The following is an 18,090-nucleotide window of genomic DNA, read 5'->3' on the forward strand; positions in this document are numbered from 1 at the left end:
CATATCAATTAATTGCTTACTGGTGCAATCAGAGTAAAGTCTCCGGCTGTACCCAGTGATTGATTATCTTTTACATTAATGCTATTCAAAGTTGTATTATCTAAAAGTAAATAGGAATCATTAGGCAAAAATTGTGGTAAGTCTGATTTTTTTACAGGTATTACTCTACAGTCACAGTAAAAATCTAAGCTGGGACGACCATAAGCAAAAGAAGTGTAGATTTTTGTCCCTGGTTGAACATGGTTGCGAATTAATTCCGCTACTGGTTTGACGGGAAAAGCTTCGTTTAATTCCCATATCCAAGATTTGGAAGTCATAAGTAACATTAAAACCAAATACATTCCGATAAATAACACAGGAATGAAACGACGATCGCTCCTACTCACTAGCCATGCTACACTACCCATACTCACGGCTAAAACCATGCTCATTACTATTAGCACAGGTTGAGGATCATTCGCGGCGAAATAAATGCAACCTCCCATCCCTGCAATAGATAGAATAGCAAATATGATTGTCCAAACTCTCTTTTGCAGATGTTGCTTTTCCCAAACTTCACTGATTTTCGCCCCAACTGCTAAGGCTAAAAATGGATATACAGGTATGACATACCAAGGAAGTTTAGTTGGCATTAAGGAAATAGTGCCTAAATAAACTATTGTTCCTACCAACACTAAACTTCCCCAAGCCGTATGACGTTGTTTCCCAGCTAAATATAACCCTCCAGGGAGAAATAACAACCAGGGAAAACCATATTTAAGAATTTCGATGAAATAATACCAAGGCGAACCTGTATTTCCCTCAACAGTTTGTACGAGTCGGTTAAAGGTTTGGTTTTGTAAGTTGATTTGTAAAAAACTATTGCCATAATGCAGCCACTGTGCAGTGTACCATGCGATCGCAGGCAGACTACCTAATAAGATTCCCACCCATAAATAAGGATTTTGCCACCATTTCCATTGTCGATTGATGATGAGAAATAGACCAATAATTCCCCCCAATAGTAAAACTATCATCCCTTTAGTCAGGGTAATTAGTCCCAAACCCAAGCCTACACCTAACCCGTAGCGGAGGTTTTTTCGCGCCTGGAATAAACAAAACAGTGCTAGCAAGAAAAAAGTCACTAGCGTACCGTCTAACATGGCTAATCTACCGTGACGGACTACAGGTAGCATTGTCATGTACACTAAAGCCGCAAATACAGCAGGTAAATTACGCCCGAAAATTAATCTTCCCAAGGAAAACAGCAAAGGTACACCCAAAGCTGTCAACACCGCACCTGGTAAACGTGTTGTCCATTCACTCACACCTACTGTAGAATAAGCCCCAGCAATGAGTGTATGTATCAAAGGTGGCTTATTATGATAAGGCTCCCCCCCTAGCGTTGGATACAGCCAACCCATAGAATCAATAGGCGATCGCCAAATTTCACGGGCTACTTGTGCTATTGTTCCCTCATCCCAATCACGCAGGGGTAAATTACCTAAGCAAATTAACCACAGTAACAGCGATAATGCGGATAAAGTTAATAGCCATTCTTTTTCTTGGAATGGACGCATATCAAAAACTTAAGATAATGTTGTGAGCAATCCTTGGTAAGTAATCAGTAACTAAAAACACAATTTGGCACATTTGAATTATCTCTGATATGTATGAATTAGTCTTTACAGTTTAAACTTTTGGTAAACAAATTTCAGTAATTTTACTGTAACAATATATATTTAATTTTAATATTAATAATGTAGGGCATAAAATAAATTAGCAATAGCAAATAAAAAAGTATCTAGTCATTTACCTCTTAATATTCAAATTGTCCTTCTTTGAAAATAAGATTCAAATTCAATATTTAATAACATGATCTCTCATCAAGGATGAAAAGAGTATATAGATGAACTTATAAAAAGCTCTTCCTTATGAGAAACTATTTTAGTCAGAGTCTAGTCTACCTGCTCGATAGAGTCTAACTGAGACAACAAGCCACCAAAAACTTAATTTTTTCTTTCAAAGGTAAAAATGGTATTCAATATTAAAATGTGTATCATCACTAGTAGTTGTATAAAAATTCCAACAGCTAAAATGTTTAGCCTGAATAAACATTTTGAATAACTGACATTGAGAAAAATCTACACACTAATATAGTTGTGAAATTCATAACATAAGTTTACTTAATCCTTTAAATTGTATACTAAACCACTTAAGTGACTGTAATTATATCTAAACGTTCAGTAAAGCTAATGAAATCTTTCATTACTCCTTGAGTGAATTTAGCTAGTATTCAAAGGTATCAAATATTCTAGAGTCGCTATAGGAAATCAGTATATAAATTTAAATGCTATTACCTAAAGCTGAAGCTCAAGATCCCAGGGTGTAGATTCTTAATTTCTGTGAATTCGTATTCAAAGTTTCAGGATTATCCGATATTTTCTGCGTATCCAAATATTGGGTTGTAAATGTGTTAAAAATCACCATCACATTAGGGTTTGATGGTTGTTACCTTGGAGGAGCTAGGAAGTGGAAAACAATAAGTCGTTGCTATGGCCACAGGGAATATTAATTGCTCTGTTTGCTTTAAGTGCCAGTTTGAGTGTTGGTTTGATGATGTTAGTAAAACCCAACACATCTGATGGTGAGAGTAGACACAGCATTGATTTCAGCAATGTACCGACATCAGCCGCTAAACCAGGAACTCAAAAGCGAATTGAAAGCTTAAAAACAATGATGCTGAATAGTTGGCAGCAACAAGCACAAGCTAAGGGAATTTCTGCTTTACCTCCACGCTTCCAAGGAGCCGTGATTAAATCAGCAACTCTCGGTAAAGAACAAAAAGTAATTGCTTTAACTTTTGATGATGGCCCTTGGCCTGAATCAACAGGACAAGTATTAGATATTCTTAAAGAAAACAACGTTAAAGGTACATTCTTTGTTGTTGGGAGAAACGTCAAGGAGTATCCTGATATACTCAAGCGTGTAGCTGCCGAGGGTCATGTCATTGGTAATCACACTTGGCATCATTGGTATCATGCAATGAATCCCCAATTAGCTGCTTATGAAGTAACTAAAACAACAGAGTTAATTTATCAGATTACTGGTGTGAAACCGACTTTATTTAGACCACCAGGGGGAATTATGAACAACGGGGTGGCGGCTTATGCCAAAAATAATAAATACGCGATTATTATGTGGTCGTCAGATTCCGTTGACTATTCACAACCCAGCGTACCCAGATTAATTAACAATGTTTTTAGCCTAGCCAGACCTGGCGGTATTGTCTTGATGCACGATGGCGGTGGGAATCGTTCTAAAACTATCCAAGCTTTACCAGAAATTATTGCTAAGTTTCGCAGTCAAGGTTATAGCTTTGTAACAGTTCCAGAGTTATTGGAATTGCAAGAAAAAGCCCAGAAGGTGGCAGCAAAGAAGAAATAACTCATCATATTGTTAATTAATCAGCAATAAATGAAGTAATAGACTTTGCTATCATAGTTTTCACCTTATAATTTATCTTTTTATAACTAGTAAATTAACAGATTAAGGGGCCAATACTAGCAAAGCATATCTTGGTTTTAATTGTTATCAACACTCTACCAGTATTGATATTTCTACACAGTAAAGCCCGACTCTAAAAAAGTTGGGCTTTTTTTGGATTCCCTTCAAACTGCATAAAATAATTAAGATAACCAGCGTTAGGGGTGAAGCGATCGCTATGAATCCAAACTGACATCAGGAAGGTTACTCTAACGTTTACCGCATATCCTTCAACATTAAAAATAGATGTAAAGGATCAGTGGGACTAGGTTCAAAATCAAAATTTTCATACCATGCTCGTGCTTGCTCATCTTTAGCATGAACTAGCAAAGCACGAATCCCTAAAATGTCTGCGGCTGAGTTGACACGTTTGAGACAGTCTTTTAATAAACCACTTCCGATTCTCTGACCTTGAAAATCTTTGCTTACTGCTAGACGTGCTAAAAGAGCGACGGGAACAGGATATTTTGGCAATCCTTTAATTATCCGAGGTGGCGCATCTTGATGAATAACAGAAGCTACAGTGAGAGTGTAGTAACCAATGACATTATTATCTACACAGGCTACATAAGTTTTTGAACTGTCAGATTGTTTATTTTGTAAAGCGTAGTTAATTAAAAAATTATTTAAAGCTGGTTTCCCACAATCAAAGTCTTGAATATTGTGGGTAGCTGATAATTTCTCAAGATATAAATTATTCAAGGGAAATTACTCAAATACGCTAGGCTCATTTAATAGACGACGCAAATGGGGTTTTTCTGTTGTGGGAGCGTCAAGGGCATTTTGAAAAGCTTGCCATTGTTCATCATCTAGCGCAAAGACTTTACGATTTGTCAAAGCATTTTGAGCAGCAATTAAACCGTGTTCTAACAAGAACTCACTCACGTTTTTATGACTTGCAGCCGCAGCTTGCTGCAATAGTTTTTTGACAGTAGAACTTGTACGAATGTCTATCCGTTCAGTTCTAGACTCTGGTGAGTGACTCATAACTTCAGTGTAGATAGATTTTACTCTCAACACCTAAGTTAGCATACACACATTGTCCTGACAAGAAGAACAAGGAATTAAAATTGTTTTTGAGTATAGCGATCGCCATTTAAATAATATGACAGCAGATATAGCCCAGAGAAAGAGCGATCGCACACTTGACAAAACAGCCGAAAACAAACAAGCTTAATGGTTTTAGAGTTTTGTAATCGCTCTAACTAACCAGCTACCATACAGAAATAAGCAAGAATTAAGCAGGGAGTACATTTATTTCTGAAAATGCTTCATCTATAAAGCTTCCAGACAGGCGATGCGGAGAAGCTTTATTATGCAGTCGCACCAGGGCAACAATTATCACAGCCGCGACAGCGTAATCTTCTTGCTCGGTCACTGATTTTAGCTTTTTTATTGATTTATTCAATATATTGACAAAAAAACAAATAAGTGATAACAGTTTTATTAACACTTTTCAGTACAGACGTACTGTTGTAAATAACCCTCTATGTCCAACTTAAACACTGACCCTGTACTTCTTACTATTGATAGACCTTATAATTCTGATGAAACTACTGGTCAAATAATACAATACAAAGCTTACTTTGATAGATTTGTAACTGAATTTGGTGCTGATTATGAAATTTGGGTTAGAGGAGATGGCAATAATAAATTAGGAGTAGGTATAGTTAATCGGCTTTTTGAAAAAGCTGTAACTATTTGGTTTAAATATGATTGTATTTCTCTGCCTCATCATCCTCTCAACCCAATTGTAATTGAAGCAACTAGAAATCATCTCATCTCCCCAATAGAAGATTTGCAAATTAATTATCCATATTAAAAATAGTCGCCATCAGTTTTTGTATTTTCTAATATCTCTTAGAGGTTGTTTGAAAAGTCGGGTAGTTTGTAAAAAAACTCTCTCAGTGTAAGCTGCGAATAGTGAAAAACACAGCACCGAGAGAGTGACATGAGTAAAGCATACCCCAGTAACCTGAGCCGTGTTCAATATGAACTTATTACTGATTTAATTCCAGAAGCAAAAAGAGGTGGCCGTCCTCGCGAAGTTGATATGTGGGAAATTTTGAATGCCATCTTTTATATCCTGGTAGAAGGAGTACGATGGCGAGCCTTACCTGGTGATTTTCCCCCCTGGCAGACAGTTTATACATATTTCCGCAACTGGCGTAAAGACGGAACTTGGTTGAACATCCATGATAGTTTACGAGAGTGGACGAGAATTGATATTGAACGTCATCCGAGTCCATCCGAGGCAATTATCGACAGTCAAAGTGTGAAAACTGCTGCAATGGTGCAGAAAGCCGTAGGCTACGATGCAGGTAAGAAAATCAAGGGGCGCAAGCGATTTATCACAGTTGATACCTTGGGGTTAGTGTTACGGGTCTTGGTTACTGCGGCCAATGTCGGTGAACGTGAAGGAGGCAAACAAGTTCTCAAACAGGTTAAAAAATCTCACAACCAAGTCTGTCGATTGACCACTATTTGGGTGGACGGTGGTTTTGATGGCGAGCCATTCATGCAGTGGGTAATGGACTTTTGCCGTTGGATTGTGCAGGTAGTTCTGCGACCACAACAAACTAAGGGCTTTACCGTACTCAAAAAACGTTGGGTAGTAGAACGAACTTTTGGATGGTTGATGGGATGTCGGCGATTAGTTAGAGACTATGAGCTATTACCCGAAACATCGGAGACTTTTATTTATCTTGCCATGATTCGCGTCATGGCGAAGCGACTGGCATAAATTTTCACCCTTCAAAACTTTTCAAACACCCTCTTAACTAGTAATTCACGACTGTGAGAGTGATCGCGCTTTTAGCAAGTTAATCTCGGATTGAATGCCTTATAGTCCAAGCTTTAACTCCGATGTCGTGATAAAGATGATCCTTTATGAAAAATCTTATAGATCAGATTTTAGAAAAATATGGACTTATATGGATTTTTTGAACCTGACTGTATTTTAAAAAACAAGTTGGGTGTATCTCCAGAATCTTGACTATTTATAGAAACAAGGCATTATATAAGAAAGTCATTTAAAACCGTGTTTTATGCCTAATAGAAATAGAAAAAAAGCTGAATTTGATGCCTGGATAGAAGATATTATTGACGATTTAAACCTTAAAGTAGGTAACTTACATTTTCTTTCTAAAAATTTAAAAACATTTCACTGGAGCAAAATTTGGAAAATTTATGACAACTGTAAATTAGAGTTATTGCATACACGTAATAAGGAACAAGAAATAGTTTGGGAAACAGCTTCTCATGAGGCTAAATTAATTATCTTAAAAGCACATAAAACGAATGAATCAAAGACTTTCCAAGAAGAACTAATGAATCATTATATAAACAGCAGTAGATATGATTGACTCAAAAATAATTTGAAAAACCAAACTGCTCAATCCTTATCTGTTGATAAATGCTATGTCAACTTTAGTTGCAAGGTGACAATTGTTAAGCTGCCCAGGCGTCTATTTTTGTGTGACATCAAGCGCGTTTTTACTAGCTTCTGAATGTCACACTCATACTACACAAGGTTGTCATCGCAATATTTCTTTACAAAGATGCGATCGCGCTTGTCTGCTATCTCTGGCAGGTGCGATCACACTTTGCGGTGGCTGGTTTCTTACCGTGTAGACTGTGGTATAGAAATGTCGAGATAAAAGTATTTCCCGACTTCTAAGCAAATCAAAACTAAAATCCAACCACCAAAACTAAAAATAGCTAATCGCTAGTTTGAAACTCACCAGCAATTAGCTATTAATTATAGTTAGCAATTGACTTATTCCTAACCGAGTGCGTCTGCACCACCAACAACCTCAAGCATCTCTTGAGTAATTGCAGCTTGGCGGGCTTTGTTGTAAAACAAGGAAAGATTTACACACCTGTCCGTCTGATACATTGGAATTGTTAGGCAACTGGTTGCATTGAACTTATTTGCCCTAGCTCAACACTCACTGCATCAAAGCGATCGTCTCCTGGATGATATGACAAAACTTCTATACCAATTGGCTCGCCACTCACCCCATCTTTAATCAAAATCACCCCGTCTCCAAGCTCAGTGGCAATTTGGTTTTTTCTCGGTATTTGCCAAAAGACACTTAATAGCTCCATTTCTGGTTCGTAAAACACCTTTATTTGAGCCACACTGTTTCGCCCTCCTTAATCGCATCTGTTTGGTAGGCTGTAATCAGGAATCCATCTCCATTTAAGCGTCGCGCCACCGCAACTACCCAACGTTTTTCTTTCCGTTCCCGATAAAATAATAATACTTCTGCATCTCGGCTACTGCGTCGAACTTCATCCGGTGCAGCAAGAGCTGATTGAATTAGCTCCTCTAATTCCTCTATATCAGGATGCTTGATAATCAATCGTTGCCAATACTCTTCAGATGTTCTCACTGTAAAGCCAAGGGGCGTAGAAATTTCAAACTTCATGGAAATACTAGCACTACAAAGATTCGTATCACATTTGTTTGTCGCATATGCCCAAAACTAAAAATAGCTAATCGCTAGTTTTAAACTCACCAGCAATTAGCTATTAATTATAGTTAGCAATTGACTTATTCCTAACCGAGTGCTTCTGCACCACCAACAACCTCAAGCAGCTCTTGAGTAATTGCAGCTTGGCGGGCTTTGTTGTAAGACAAGGAAAGGCTTTTAATCAATTCACCAGCGTTATCACTGGCGTTGCTCATCGCTGTCATCCGTGCTGCTAGTTCACTAGCGGCAGATTCTTGCAATGCGCGTAACAATTGGTTGCCCAAATATAGGGGTAGCAAGGAATCCAGAATTTGTACTGGGTCTTGCTCGAAAATCATGTCGCGGGGTAAGGGACGTGCTTCGCTAGTCACTTTTTGCCGTTCTACTTCAAACTGACCGCCACGGGTGGTTAAGCGGAAAATTTCGTCGTCGGCTGCTTCTAAACCTTGGGGGTCAAGAGGTAGCAAAGTTTGCACTACGGGACGAGAACTTACCAAGGAGACGAAGCGAGTATAGATTAACTCGATGCGGTCTACTTTCTCAGAAAGGAACAAAGACAGCAATTCGTCAGCAATCTTAGTGGCTTCCTCAGCAGTGGGGATTTGTTCTAAACCAGTATAAGTAGCGTCAATGGGTTGTTCGCGGCGTTGGAAGTATTGAGCAGCTTTCCGTCCCACGATGACGAAGGTGTAATCTATACCTTCTGCTTTCAGTTCCTTGGTACGGTTTTCAGCACGACGGATAACGTTGCTATTGTAACCGCCACACAAACCGCGATCGCCTGAAATTACCAACAACCCTACTGATTTCACTTCCCGTTTTCTCAGGAGTGGGAGGTTAGCTTCTTCAAAGCGCAAACGGGTTTGCAGACCGTAAAGCACCTGCGCTAGTCTGTCAGCGAAGGGGCGAGTTGCTAGCACTTGTTCTTGCGCTCTCCGCACCCGCGCCGCCGCTACTAGGCGCATCGCTTCTGTAATTTTTTTGGTGTTCTTGACCGACTGAATGCGATCGCGTATTGATTTTAGGTTAGGCATATTCTCTACTGAGTTCCGAGTCCTGAGTTTTGAGTGCTGAGTAGGGTTAGTTTTGAGTGCTGAATGCTAAATGACAGAATTTCATGAATGCCAAGTTACTCTTAAATTCTGATTAACTCTTATTCTTCTGACTCAGCACTCAGCACTCATCACTCAGCACTTTCTTACGCTGCTGCTTTGAAGGTCTTTTTGTAATCGTCTAAAGCAGCTTTCAAGGATTTTTCTTCGTCATCACCTAGCACTTTGCTACCTTGTACTGCGGTGTAGTAGGGGTTAGCACCGGATTTCAAGTAATCTCTGAAACCCTTGGTGAAGGTGGTAACTTTGTCAACGGCGATATCATCTAAATAACCGTTGATACCAGCGTAGAGAATAGCTACTTGTTCAGCTACGGACAGAGGCTCGTTTTGGGGCTGTTTGAGCAGTTCCCGTAAGCGTTGACCTCTAGCTAATTGGTCTTGGGTAGCTTTATCCAAGTCGGAAGCGAATTGCGCGAAGGCTTGCAGGTCATCGAACTGAGCCAGTTCGAGCTTAATCTTACCAGCAACTTTCTTCATCGCTTTGGTTTGCGCCGCAGAACCTACACGGGATACGGAGATACCAGGGTTTACAGCCGGACGAACACCAGCGTTGAACAAGTCAGAAGATAAGAAAATCTGACCGTCGGTAATGGAAATTACGTTGGTAGGAATGTAAGCGGAAACGTCACCAGCTTGGGTTTCGATGATGGGTAGTGCAGTCATGCTACCTTTACCCAATTCGTCGCTGAGTTTAGCCGCACGTTCCAACAAGCGGGAGTGAATGTAGAATACGTCTCCAGGGTAAGCTTCCCGTCCGGGTGGACGACGGAGCAGCAAGGACATTTGGCGATAAGCTTGTGCTTGCTTGGACAAGTCGTCGTAAACTACCAGGGTTGCTTTGCCTTTGTACATGAAGTATTCAGCAATGGTCGCGCCGGTGTAGGGTGCGAGGAATTGCAGGGTAGCAGGGTCACTGGCGTTAGCAGCAACTACTACGGTGTAGTCCATCGCGCCTTTTTCTTGGAGGGTTTGGACTACGTTGGCAACGGTGGAAGCTTTTTGACCAACGGCGACGTAAACACAAACTACATCTTCGCCTTTTTGGTTAATGATGGTGTCAATAGCGATCGCAGTTTTACCTGTTTGACGGTCGCCAATGATCAATTCCCGTTGTCCACGACCGATAGGAATCATGGAGTCAATAGCGGTAATCCCGGTTTGCATGGGTTCGTGTACGGAACGACGCGCAATAATACCAGGTGCAGGAGATTCAATCAAACGGCTTTCGCTGGATTTGATATCACCTTTACCATCGATAGGACGACCCAAAGCGTCAACAACGCGACCAATTAAGGCTTCGCCTACACCGATTTGAGCAATTCTACCGGTAGCGGTGACAGAACTACCTTCTTGGATTTCGCGTCCTTCACCCATCAATACCGCGCCCACGTTGTCTTCTTCCAAGTTTTGGGCGATACCGACAGTACCGTCTTCAAATTCCAACAATTCACCCGCCATAGCCTTTTCTAGACCATAAATCCGGGCAATACCGTCTCCAACTTGCAGAACAGTACCTACGTTAGCAACTTTGACTTCTTGGTCGTATTGCTCAATTTGCTGTTGAATAATGCTACTAATTTCGTCGGGTCTAATTGATATGCTCATGGTGTATCTTTTTCTTTTGCAAGACGGAAGAATTTGATAGTAATCAGTAGATTGGGCATTGGGAATTGGGCATGGGGCATGGTTTTCAACTCTCCCCTGCTCCCTGCTCCTGAAGCTCCCCTGCTTCTTCTAGCCATTCGTTAAGCGTAAAAACAGGCGACGGAGTTGACCCCGTAAGCTGGAATCAATTACTTGTGAGCCGACTTTGATAATCACGCCACCAATTAAATCGCTGTCAACTTTAGTTACCAGTTCTACTTGACGAGCTTTGGTGAGTGCGATAACTTTCTGCTCAATTGCCTGTTGCTGTTCTGGTGATAAGGGAACAGCAGAGGTGACTTCCGCTAACACGGTTTGATTCAACTGCCGCAACAGTGCTAAATACTGCTGTAGAATTTCTTCCAAGAAGAAAATGCGTCGTTTGTCTACTAACAGTAACAAAAAGTTGCGTAAGTACGGGTTAGCTTGTTCGCCCAAAATTTGCGAGATAACCCCTTTTTTTGTATCTGGTTTAATAAAGGGGTTATCTATGAAATTTTTTAGCTGTTGAGAATCTTGCACCAGGTCAATTAAGGTACGAGCATCGTTACCAAACTCTTCTGTAAGATTTTTGGATTTTGCTAGTGACATCAAAGCCTGTGCGTAAGGCTGGGCTATTTCAGCTGTTTCTACAGTACTTTTCATTACCGTCCTCCCACCTGAGCGATGCTACGGTCAATGATGGCTTGCTGTACATCGTCAGCAATTCCCGACCGCAGTTGTGACTCGACTTTTTGTAATGCTAGGGCGGCTACTCGCTGCCGCAGTTCGGTCAACGCGCGCTCTCTTTCGGTGTTTAAATCAGCTGCTGCTGATTGTTTCAAGCGTTCTACGTCTTGCGCTGCCTTGGCCAATAGGGCTTCTTTAGTTGCCTGGGCATTTTCTTCGGCTGCTTTGCGGATGCGCTCTGCTTCAGCCTGAGCCTGGGTCAACTGTTCTTGCGCTTGGGAAAGAGCAGCTTGTGCGTCTTTTAAGCGTTTTTCGGCATCCTGAATCGCTGTAGCAATGTTGGACTTGCGCTCAGTCAGGATATTGCTTAAAACTTTACGTCCAAAGTAGAATAGTATGCCTATCAGAATCGCCAGGTTAATGACATTGGTTTCAAGGATGTCTAGGTTTAGACCGAAACCACCTTCTGCTGCGCCTTCTGCCAACTCAGAGTGAACAGCGTGCGCTTCTGCGGCAAGTAATAAGAAATTGCCCATGATACCCATTTACAAGTGCGCTGCTCGCTTGCTAGTACATTGTATTTTCTCCCAGGAAACTTTAACTTCTTTACTTCCTAATCAGAAATTAAGCGTCTTCATTTCCCGATGAGAAAGGTGTCTTTTTTGACACTTAATTAAGCGCGCTGGGACTTTTACCCAGTTGCGCTTATTGTTGACAGTTATCAGGTTTCAGGTTTCAGTTATCAGTTAGTTAGTCATCAATCAGGAATTTCTGCTTTGATCACTGTTCACTGCTCACTGCTCACTGATTTAAGCTGCTGTCCCTAATAATTTTCCGAGAATTTGCTGGCTGAGGCTATCCACTTGCTGCTCTAAGGAGCGCATAGCTTCTTGCTTTTGTTGCTCGATTTCAATGGCAGCTTTTTCTCTTTGAGCTTGAGCTTCCTGTTGTGCTTCGGCAATTTTTTGGGCAGTAATGGTTTTAGCGTCAGTTTGGGCTGCTTCTGCAACTGCTAGTGCTTGTTTGCGTGCATCTGCTAATTTTTGCTCGTATTCTTGAGCTAAACGTTCAGCTTTCGCCAAGCGTTCTTTTGCATCCAGGGTATTGGTGCGGATGTAGTTATCGCGATCGTCCAGTACCTTGGTAATTGGCTTATAGAATATGGCATTCAACAATGCTGCCAACACCAAGAACTGCAATGCCATTAATGGCAAGGTAGCATCGAAATCAAACATTTCTCTCCTGTTGAGGTTGGAGTAGCAGTTTTCATGGCTAACAATTACATCCAACCTTTGATATTTTAGAGACCCATAGCCAACAAGGGTCAACTGACATCAAAGCTTAATACCCACAATCTTCACGTTTGTAGAGGCGTGATATTTCACGTCTCTACATTGTTCAAACTTTTAGGGATTAGGAAAAGGGGTTAGCGAACAGCAATACAAGGGCAATAACCAGACCGTAAATAGTCAGGGATTCCATGAACGCCAAGGTTAATAGCAGAGTACCGCGAATTTTGCCTTCTGCTTCGGGTTGACGAGCAATACCTTCTACTGCTTGACCAGCAGCGTTACCTTGACCGATACCAGGGCCGATTGCAGCCAAACCAATTGCTAGAGCAGCAGCTAGAACTGAAGCAGCAGAAACTAATGGATCCATGTTGATTTTCCTTGCTTTAAGTACAGAAATAACAAAAGTTAACTAGTTAAGACGTGTTTTTTCACGCTGCACCGAGTTCTTACAAATCGCGCCAGGCGACATTTTGAGCGTTAATGCTCTTTTTGAACTGTGCTAACAACTGAGGGCGTTAATGCTCCTCATGCTCGTCGCCGTGTCCTTCCATCGCCTCATGAATGTATGCCCCGGCTAGGGTAGCAAACACTAACGCCTGGATAGCACTGGTGAATAAACCCAAGGCCATGACAGGGAGAGGAATGAACAAAGGAACTAACAGCACTAATACCGCCACAACCAATTCATCCGCCAAAATGTTTCCGAAAAGACGGAAGCTTAGGGAGAGGGGCTTAGTAAAATCTTCCAGAATAGCAATTGGCAATAATACGGGTGTTGGCTCTATGTACTTCTTGAAGTAACCTAAACCCCGCTTGCTGAATCCTGCATAAAAGTATGCTAAAGAGGTCAGCAATGCCAATGCGACTGTCGTATTGATGTCGTTGGTGGGGGCTGCTAATTCACCCGATGGTAGCTTAATCAGCTTCCAAGGAATCAGCGCGCCTGACCAGTTCGATACGAAGATAAACAAGAACAATGTACCAATAAATGGTACCCAAGGGCGGTATTCTTTCTCACCCAGTTGGTTTTTAGCCAAGTCCCGAATAAATTCTAGGGCATATTCCATCAAATTTTGGATGCCACTGGGAATTTTTTGGGGGTTGCGACTGGCGGCTAGTGAAGCTATTACTAGCAAACTAATCACAAACCACGAGGTGAGGAACACTTGCCCGTGAATTTTGAGGTTGCCCAATTGCCAGTAGAAATGATGACCCACTTCTAATTCGGCTAGGGGAAAAGAATTAAAGGCGTTTAAGACACTAAGCATTTGCATTCTTCAAGCATTTTCCCCAAGGAGCGAGGATGGGTGTATTGTCTTTAGTGAGCCTGATTTGTTTTAAGAATCAGGATTGAACGCAGTTTGCACCATGTAGACGAGGAGTGTACCTTTATAGGTGAGAAATCCCAAAAAAATGGGCATAACTTGTAGATCGCGCCATTGAGTTGCTACTATAATCAACCCAATGAACAGAGCAAAACGATTTTTGCTCAGACGCTTTTTCTCTCCACCCAGCGACTCAACGTCTTTAGCTAGCATCTTTAAGTAAAACACACCTGTACACGCCCCTAATAAATAATTGAGGGCAATGTTGAGGGAATAAAAAATCCACACCGAGATGAATATTATCCCAGTCAGGACAAGTGTGATTACCAACAACTTCTGGTAGAGTTGATAGAACTCGCTCATGGAAGTGTTGACTGGTTCTGTGTCCTCAAAACCAGATTCAGCATCTTGTGGTGTTGTCGGATTCGGTGCAATTGATTCTTCTGACAAGCTCACGGGACTTGAAACCAGTACAGCTAACTATATGATGACTGCACATTCAGTCAGCTGAATCATATCACGATCCGGTAACAATACTTTAGAAAAAAACAATTAACTTCTTTTTTTGGTGGGATTTAAGAGGGGTTAGAGGTAAGGGATTGTTTCATGTTGGGTAAAGTGTGGCTGTGATTGGCTTGTAGGGAATTTCCAGCTATTGCTGTGATGATTAAGTCAGATTTCAGCGCATCAGTCGGTTTTGGAGAGTGTTTTGTAGAGAAGCGATATATCGCTAACTTTTCCGCTAGGGCTGAGTTCACAAACTTCTGACTTGTAGGGTTATTCATCACCCAGTTGTTTTGAGCAATTGCTGGCTACACTTCTACTTTACATGAGATTTAGGCTAAAGGTGTGGTGGGCGATCGCTCATCATTTGATCACGGTAGCAAGATAAGATTCTGATACACAGAGACATTGGTAGAGTGGCGATCGCTCTCATGATTTACAACCAGTTTGAGTTTGATTTACGTTGTGAGTGGGGTTTACAAGGAGTTACTCAACTTGCTCCTATCAGTGACGTAGTTGTGATAGTTGATGTGCTTTCTTTCTCTACTTGTGTAGAAATTGCTACTAACAGGGGTGCAATCATCTTTCCCTACCCCAGTAAAGATGAATCAGTCATAGATTATGCCAAGTCAATACAAGCAGAATTAGCAAGTCATAGAAAAAGTAGGACAACAAGTCATTATTCTCTATCTCCAAAATCCCTACTGGAGATTCCTGCTAGCACTCGGTTAGTTTTACCTTCCCCTAATGGTTCTTTTCTATCTTTGCAAACTGGAACTACACCGACTTTGGCTGGCTGTTTACGAAATTGTGAAGTTGTAGCACGAGTTGCTCAAAGCTATGGCAAGAGAATTGCCGTAATTCCGGCTGGCGAAAGATGGAGAGATGATGGTAGCCTACGGCCTGCATTTGAGGATTTACTTGGTGCGGGGGCAATTCTTAGTTATTTACATGGCAGTTTATCACCGGAAGCTGAAATTGCTGTAGTAATATTCCAGACTTGCCAAAAGAATTTACTGGGTTACTTGAAACAATGCAGTTCAGGTAAAGAGTTGATTGCAGCAGGCTTTGAGGCAGATGTAGAAATTGCCTCCGCGTATAACATCAGCGATTGCGTGCCTTTATTTACCAAAAATAGTTATGTAAGAAAAGAATCAGGAAATGATGGATTTTTACATCTCTGTTCACCAAGGCCAAATCCTTAACTTTTTGTGTTCAAATAAGAGACTAGAGATGAAAAGCAAATTAGAACTTTTTTGGTGTTTTTCTTAAGATATGTAACAAAAATGAGATTTTGTCTCAGCCAAGCAAGAGTACGTACTTCTTGAAATACAGGGATCGAGACGCAAAAATCTACATACTTCTTAATAATTCAACAGTGGAAACGCAAAACGTTCTAATCTAAAAGCTGACTGGGTTAATTTTACTGGCAACTTTGTAGGCAATAATCACAACGCATAAGTACACCGATGTGTCAAGCCTCAAAACAACCCAGACTTAACACATAAATGATTATGATGGGAGTTTTACAAATCCAATGAGTGTTAAGGCGAGTGGTGGAAGCTCTGTTGCGCGCCCGCAACTATATCAAACCTTAGCTGTAGCAACCATTTCCCAAGCGGAACAGCAAGACCGCTTTTTGGGTTCTGGTGAACTAAAAGAACTAGCAAGCTATTTTGCATCTGGTGCAAAGCGTTTAGAAATTGCCCAGACCCTCACAGAAAATTCTGAAATTATTGTCTCCCGTGCTGCTAACCGGATTTTTGTTGGTGGTTCGCCAATGGCTTTCCTAGAAAAGCCGGCACCAGAACCAGAACTAGCAATGGCGGCAGTTGGTGCGGGTGGAGATGTCAGAGAAGGAATGAAACTAGGAACTGTCACCTACGTGGAAACCCGTGGTGGATTCTTAGAAAACTTGCGCTCCATCTTCAACACATCTCCTAGTGGCCCAACCCACCAGGATTTAGACCAATTAACGTCTCTCGTTACGGCCCCAGCAACATGGCCAAGAGCTTGCGGGATTTATCCTGGTTCTTGCGCTACGCTACTTATGCGATCGTCGCTGGCGACCCCAGTATCATTGCTGTAAACACCCGTGGTTTACGCGAAATTATTGAAAATGCCTGTTCAGGGGAAGCAACTTTAGTCGCTTTACAAGAAATCAAAGCTGCATCGTTGTCTTACTTCCGTAAAGATGCTGAAGCCACAGACATTGTGTCTCAGTATATGGATGTATTGTTGACCGAATTCAAAGGAGCTACACCTTCTGCGAAAGTACGTCAACGTCCCTCCAGTGACCAACAAGGTTTACAACTACCCCAAATTTACTTCAACGCTGCGGAAAGAAGACCCAAGTTTGTCATGAAGCCTGGGTTATCCGCCACAGAGAAAAATGAAGTAGTCAAAGCAGCCTATAGACAAATCTTTGAGCGCGACATTACCCGTGCTTACAGCTTGTCTATTTCTGACTTAGAATCCAAAGTCAAAAACGGCGACATCTCCATGAAGGAATTCGTCCGTCGTTTGACAAAATCTCCCTTTACCAAAAACAGTTTTACCAACCTTTTATTAACAGCCGTGTTATTGAATTAGCTTTCCGTCACATTTTGGGACGGGGGCCAAGTAGCCGCGAAGAAGTACAAACCTACTTCTCTATCATTTCTAACGGCGGTCTACCAGCTTTAGTAGATGCTTTGGTAGATTCTCAAGAATACAGCGACTATTTTGGGGAAGAAACAGTACCTTACTTGCGTGGTCTGGGTCAAGAAGCCCAAGAATGTCGTAACTGGGGCCACAGCAAGACCTGTTTAACTACAGCGCGCCTTTCCGCAAAGTACCCCAATTCATTACCACATTTGCAGCTTACGAACAGCCATTACCTGACCAACACCCCTACGGTTCTGGTAACGACCCCTTGGAAATTCAATTTGGGGCGATTTTCCCCAAAGAAACGCGTAACCCCAGCACCAGTCCCGCACCTTTTGGCAAAGATACCAGACGCATCTTAATTCACCAAGGGCCGGGAATTAATAATCAACTGAGTAACCCTGGTGCTAGAGGTATTGCTCCTGGTTCTTTGGGTGCGAAGGTATTCAAATTAGATCAATTGCCTGGGACAATTGGCAAAAAAGCTCCCAAGGGAACAAGCGTTAGATTCTCTGAAAGCTCCACCCAAGCGGTAATTAGAGCTACTTATCTACAAGTGTTTGGCCGCGACCTTTACGAAGGTCAACGGCTGAAAGTACAAGAAATCAAGCTAGAAAACGGCGACATTTCTCTTAGAGAATTTGTTCGCGCCTTGGCGAAGTCGGATGTATTCCGCAAAATGTACTGGACATCCCTGTATGTTTGTAAAGCAATTGAGTACATTCACCGCCGCTTGTTGGGTCGTCCTACCTACGGTCGTCAAGAAATTAACAAATACTTTGACCTGGCCTCCAAAAAAGGCTTCTATGCGGTGGTCGATGCCATCATTGACAGCGTAGAGTACAGTGAAGCTTTTGGTGAAGATACAGTTCCTTACGAACGTTATTTAACTC

Annotated in this window: 20 protein-coding genes and 2 pseudogenes; 7 read left to right on the forward strand and 15 right to left on the reverse strand. The window is 41.6% G+C overall.

All coding sequences use genetic code 11. The features are described 5' to 3' along the window. Positions 1-8 precede the first annotated feature (8 nt). Positions 9-1,559, reverse strand: a complete 1,551-nt coding sequence (locus CV014_RS16275; protein ID WP_236142983.1) for an ArnT family glycosyltransferase — start codon at positions 1,557-1,559, stop codon at positions 9-11. A 952-nt stretch (positions 1,560-2,511) separates the two neighbouring features. On the opposite strand from CV014_RS16275, the gene CV014_RS16280 reads away from it, so the two are divergent. After that, complete coding sequence (locus CV014_RS16280) at positions 2,512-3,426, forward strand: polysaccharide deacetylase family protein (RefSeq protein ID WP_236142984.1); 915 nt, start codon at positions 2,512-2,514, stop codon at positions 3,424-3,426. Between the two features lie 315 nt (positions 3,427-3,741). Here CV014_RS16280 and CV014_RS16285 read toward each other — a convergent pair whose 3' ends face one another. Further along, a complete protein-coding gene (locus CV014_RS16285; protein ID WP_236142985.1) occupies positions 3,742-4,227 on the reverse strand; it encodes a GNAT family N-acetyltransferase in 486 nt (161 codons plus the stop codon). Positions 4,228-4,233: 6 nt separating this feature from the next. Next, positions 4,234-4,512 (reverse strand): type II toxin-antitoxin system TacA family antitoxin, encoded by a 279-nt coding sequence (locus tag CV014_RS16290; protein WP_236142986.1) that lies wholly within the window; start codon positions 4,510-4,512, stop codon positions 4,234-4,236. A 502-nt stretch (positions 4,513-5,014) separates the two neighbouring features. Here CV014_RS16290 and CV014_RS16295 point away from each other — a divergent pair. The 4 genes from CV014_RS16295 to CV014_RS16310 all read left to right on the forward strand — a co-directional run bounded on the left by CV014_RS16295 (position 5,015) and on the right by CV014_RS16310 (position 7,158). Further along, positions 5,015-5,347, forward strand: coding sequence for a hypothetical protein (locus CV014_RS16295; protein ID WP_236142987.1), 333 nt, complete (start codon positions 5,015-5,017; stop codon positions 5,345-5,347). A gap of 129 nt (positions 5,348-5,476) precedes the next feature. After that, on the forward strand, positions 5,477-6,268 hold the full coding sequence (locus CV014_RS16300) for an IS5 family transposase (protein WP_236141255.1): 792 nt from the start codon (positions 5,477-5,479) through the stop codon (positions 6,266-6,268). A gap of 304 nt (positions 6,269-6,572) precedes the next feature. Further along, a complete protein-coding gene (locus CV014_RS16305) occupies positions 6,573-6,890 on the forward strand; it encodes a hypothetical protein (RefSeq protein ID WP_236142988.1) in 318 nt (105 codons plus the stop codon). A 112-nt stretch (positions 6,891-7,002) separates the two neighbouring features. Continuing rightward, positions 7,003-7,158, forward strand: coding sequence for a hypothetical protein (locus CV014_RS16310; protein WP_236142989.1), 156 nt, complete (start codon positions 7,003-7,005; stop codon positions 7,156-7,158). Between the two features lie 151 nt (positions 7,159-7,309). On the opposite strand, the pseudogene CV014_RS16315 reads toward CV014_RS16310, so the two are convergent. The 12 genes and pseudogenes from CV014_RS16315 to CV014_RS16370 all read right to left on the reverse strand — a co-directional run. Then, positions 7,310-7,399, reverse strand: a pseudogene (locus CV014_RS16315) (F0F1 ATP synthase subunit gamma); the annotation flags it as partial. Positions 7,400-7,431: 32 nt separating this feature from the next. Then, on the reverse strand, positions 7,432-7,668 hold the full coding sequence (locus CV014_RS16320) for a hypothetical protein (protein ID WP_236142991.1): 237 nt from the start codon (positions 7,666-7,668) through the stop codon (positions 7,432-7,434). Then, positions 7,656-7,958 (reverse strand): hypothetical protein, encoded by a 303-nt coding sequence (locus tag CV014_RS16325; RefSeq protein WP_103135537.1) that lies wholly within the window; start codon positions 7,956-7,958, stop codon positions 7,656-7,658. Before CV014_RS16325 ends, CV014_RS16320 begins: the two co-directional genes overlap by 13 nt. A 131-nt stretch (positions 7,959-8,089) precedes the next feature. After that, positions 8,090-9,037, reverse strand: a complete 948-nt coding sequence (locus CV014_RS16330; RefSeq protein WP_236142992.1) for a F0F1 ATP synthase subunit gamma — start codon at positions 9,035-9,037, stop codon at positions 8,090-8,092. A 164-nt stretch (positions 9,038-9,201) separates the two neighbouring features. Beyond that, positions 9,202-10,722, reverse strand: coding sequence for a F0F1 ATP synthase subunit alpha (gene atpA / locus CV014_RS16335; RefSeq protein ID WP_236142993.1), 1,521 nt, complete (start codon positions 10,720-10,722; stop codon positions 9,202-9,204). Between the two features lie 129 nt (positions 10,723-10,851). Next, on the reverse strand, positions 10,852-11,406 hold the full coding sequence (gene atpH / locus CV014_RS16340; protein ID WP_236142994.1) for an ATP synthase F1 subunit delta: 555 nt from the start codon (positions 11,404-11,406) through the stop codon (positions 10,852-10,854). Further along, entirely contained in the window at positions 11,406-11,975 is a 570-nt protein-coding gene (locus CV014_RS16345) for a F0F1 ATP synthase subunit B (RefSeq protein ID WP_236142995.1), read from the reverse strand. The genes atpH and CV014_RS16345 overlap by 1 nt, the downstream gene beginning before the upstream one ends. A gap of 264 nt (positions 11,976-12,239) precedes the next feature. Continuing rightward, positions 12,240-12,665: a F0F1 ATP synthase subunit B' gene (locus tag CV014_RS16350; protein WP_103135532.1), complete on the reverse strand. Its 426-nt coding sequence runs from the start codon at positions 12,663-12,665 to the stop codon at positions 12,240-12,242. Positions 12,666-12,843: 178 nt separating this feature from the next. Then, positions 12,844-13,089: an ATP synthase F0 subunit C gene (gene atpE, locus CV014_RS16355; RefSeq protein WP_008233924.1), complete on the reverse strand. Its 246-nt coding sequence runs from the start codon at positions 13,087-13,089 to the stop codon at positions 12,844-12,846. Between the two features lie 148 nt (positions 13,090-13,237). Beyond that, on the reverse strand, positions 13,238-13,996 hold the full coding sequence (atpB, locus tag CV014_RS16360) for a F0F1 ATP synthase subunit A (RefSeq protein ID WP_236142996.1): 759 nt from the start codon (positions 13,994-13,996) through the stop codon (positions 13,238-13,240). Between the two features lie 63 nt (positions 13,997-14,059). After that, positions 14,060-14,503, reverse strand: coding sequence for an ATP synthase subunit I (locus CV014_RS16365; RefSeq protein WP_236142997.1), 444 nt, complete (start codon positions 14,501-14,503; stop codon positions 14,060-14,062). A gap of 119 nt (positions 14,504-14,622) precedes the next feature. Beyond that, a complete protein-coding gene (locus tag CV014_RS16370) occupies positions 14,623-14,832 on the reverse strand; it encodes a hypothetical protein (protein WP_236142998.1) in 210 nt (69 codons plus the stop codon). 135 nt (positions 14,833-14,967) lie between these two features. Between CV014_RS16370 and CV014_RS16375 the strand changes: the two genes are divergently transcribed. Next, complete coding sequence (locus CV014_RS16375; protein WP_236142999.1) at positions 14,968-15,756, forward strand: 2-phosphosulfolactate phosphatase; 789 nt, start codon at positions 14,968-14,970, stop codon at positions 15,754-15,756. Between the two features lie 332 nt (positions 15,757-16,088). Further along, positions 16,089-18,090 (forward strand): annotated as a pseudogene (locus CV014_RS16380) (phycobilisome rod-core linker polypeptide); the annotation flags it as partial.

The sequence above is a fragment of the Nostoc sp. CMAA1605 genome (assembly GCF_021596505.1).
Lineage (GTDB): Bacteria > Cyanobacteriota > Cyanobacteriia > Cyanobacteriales > Nostocaceae > Trichormus.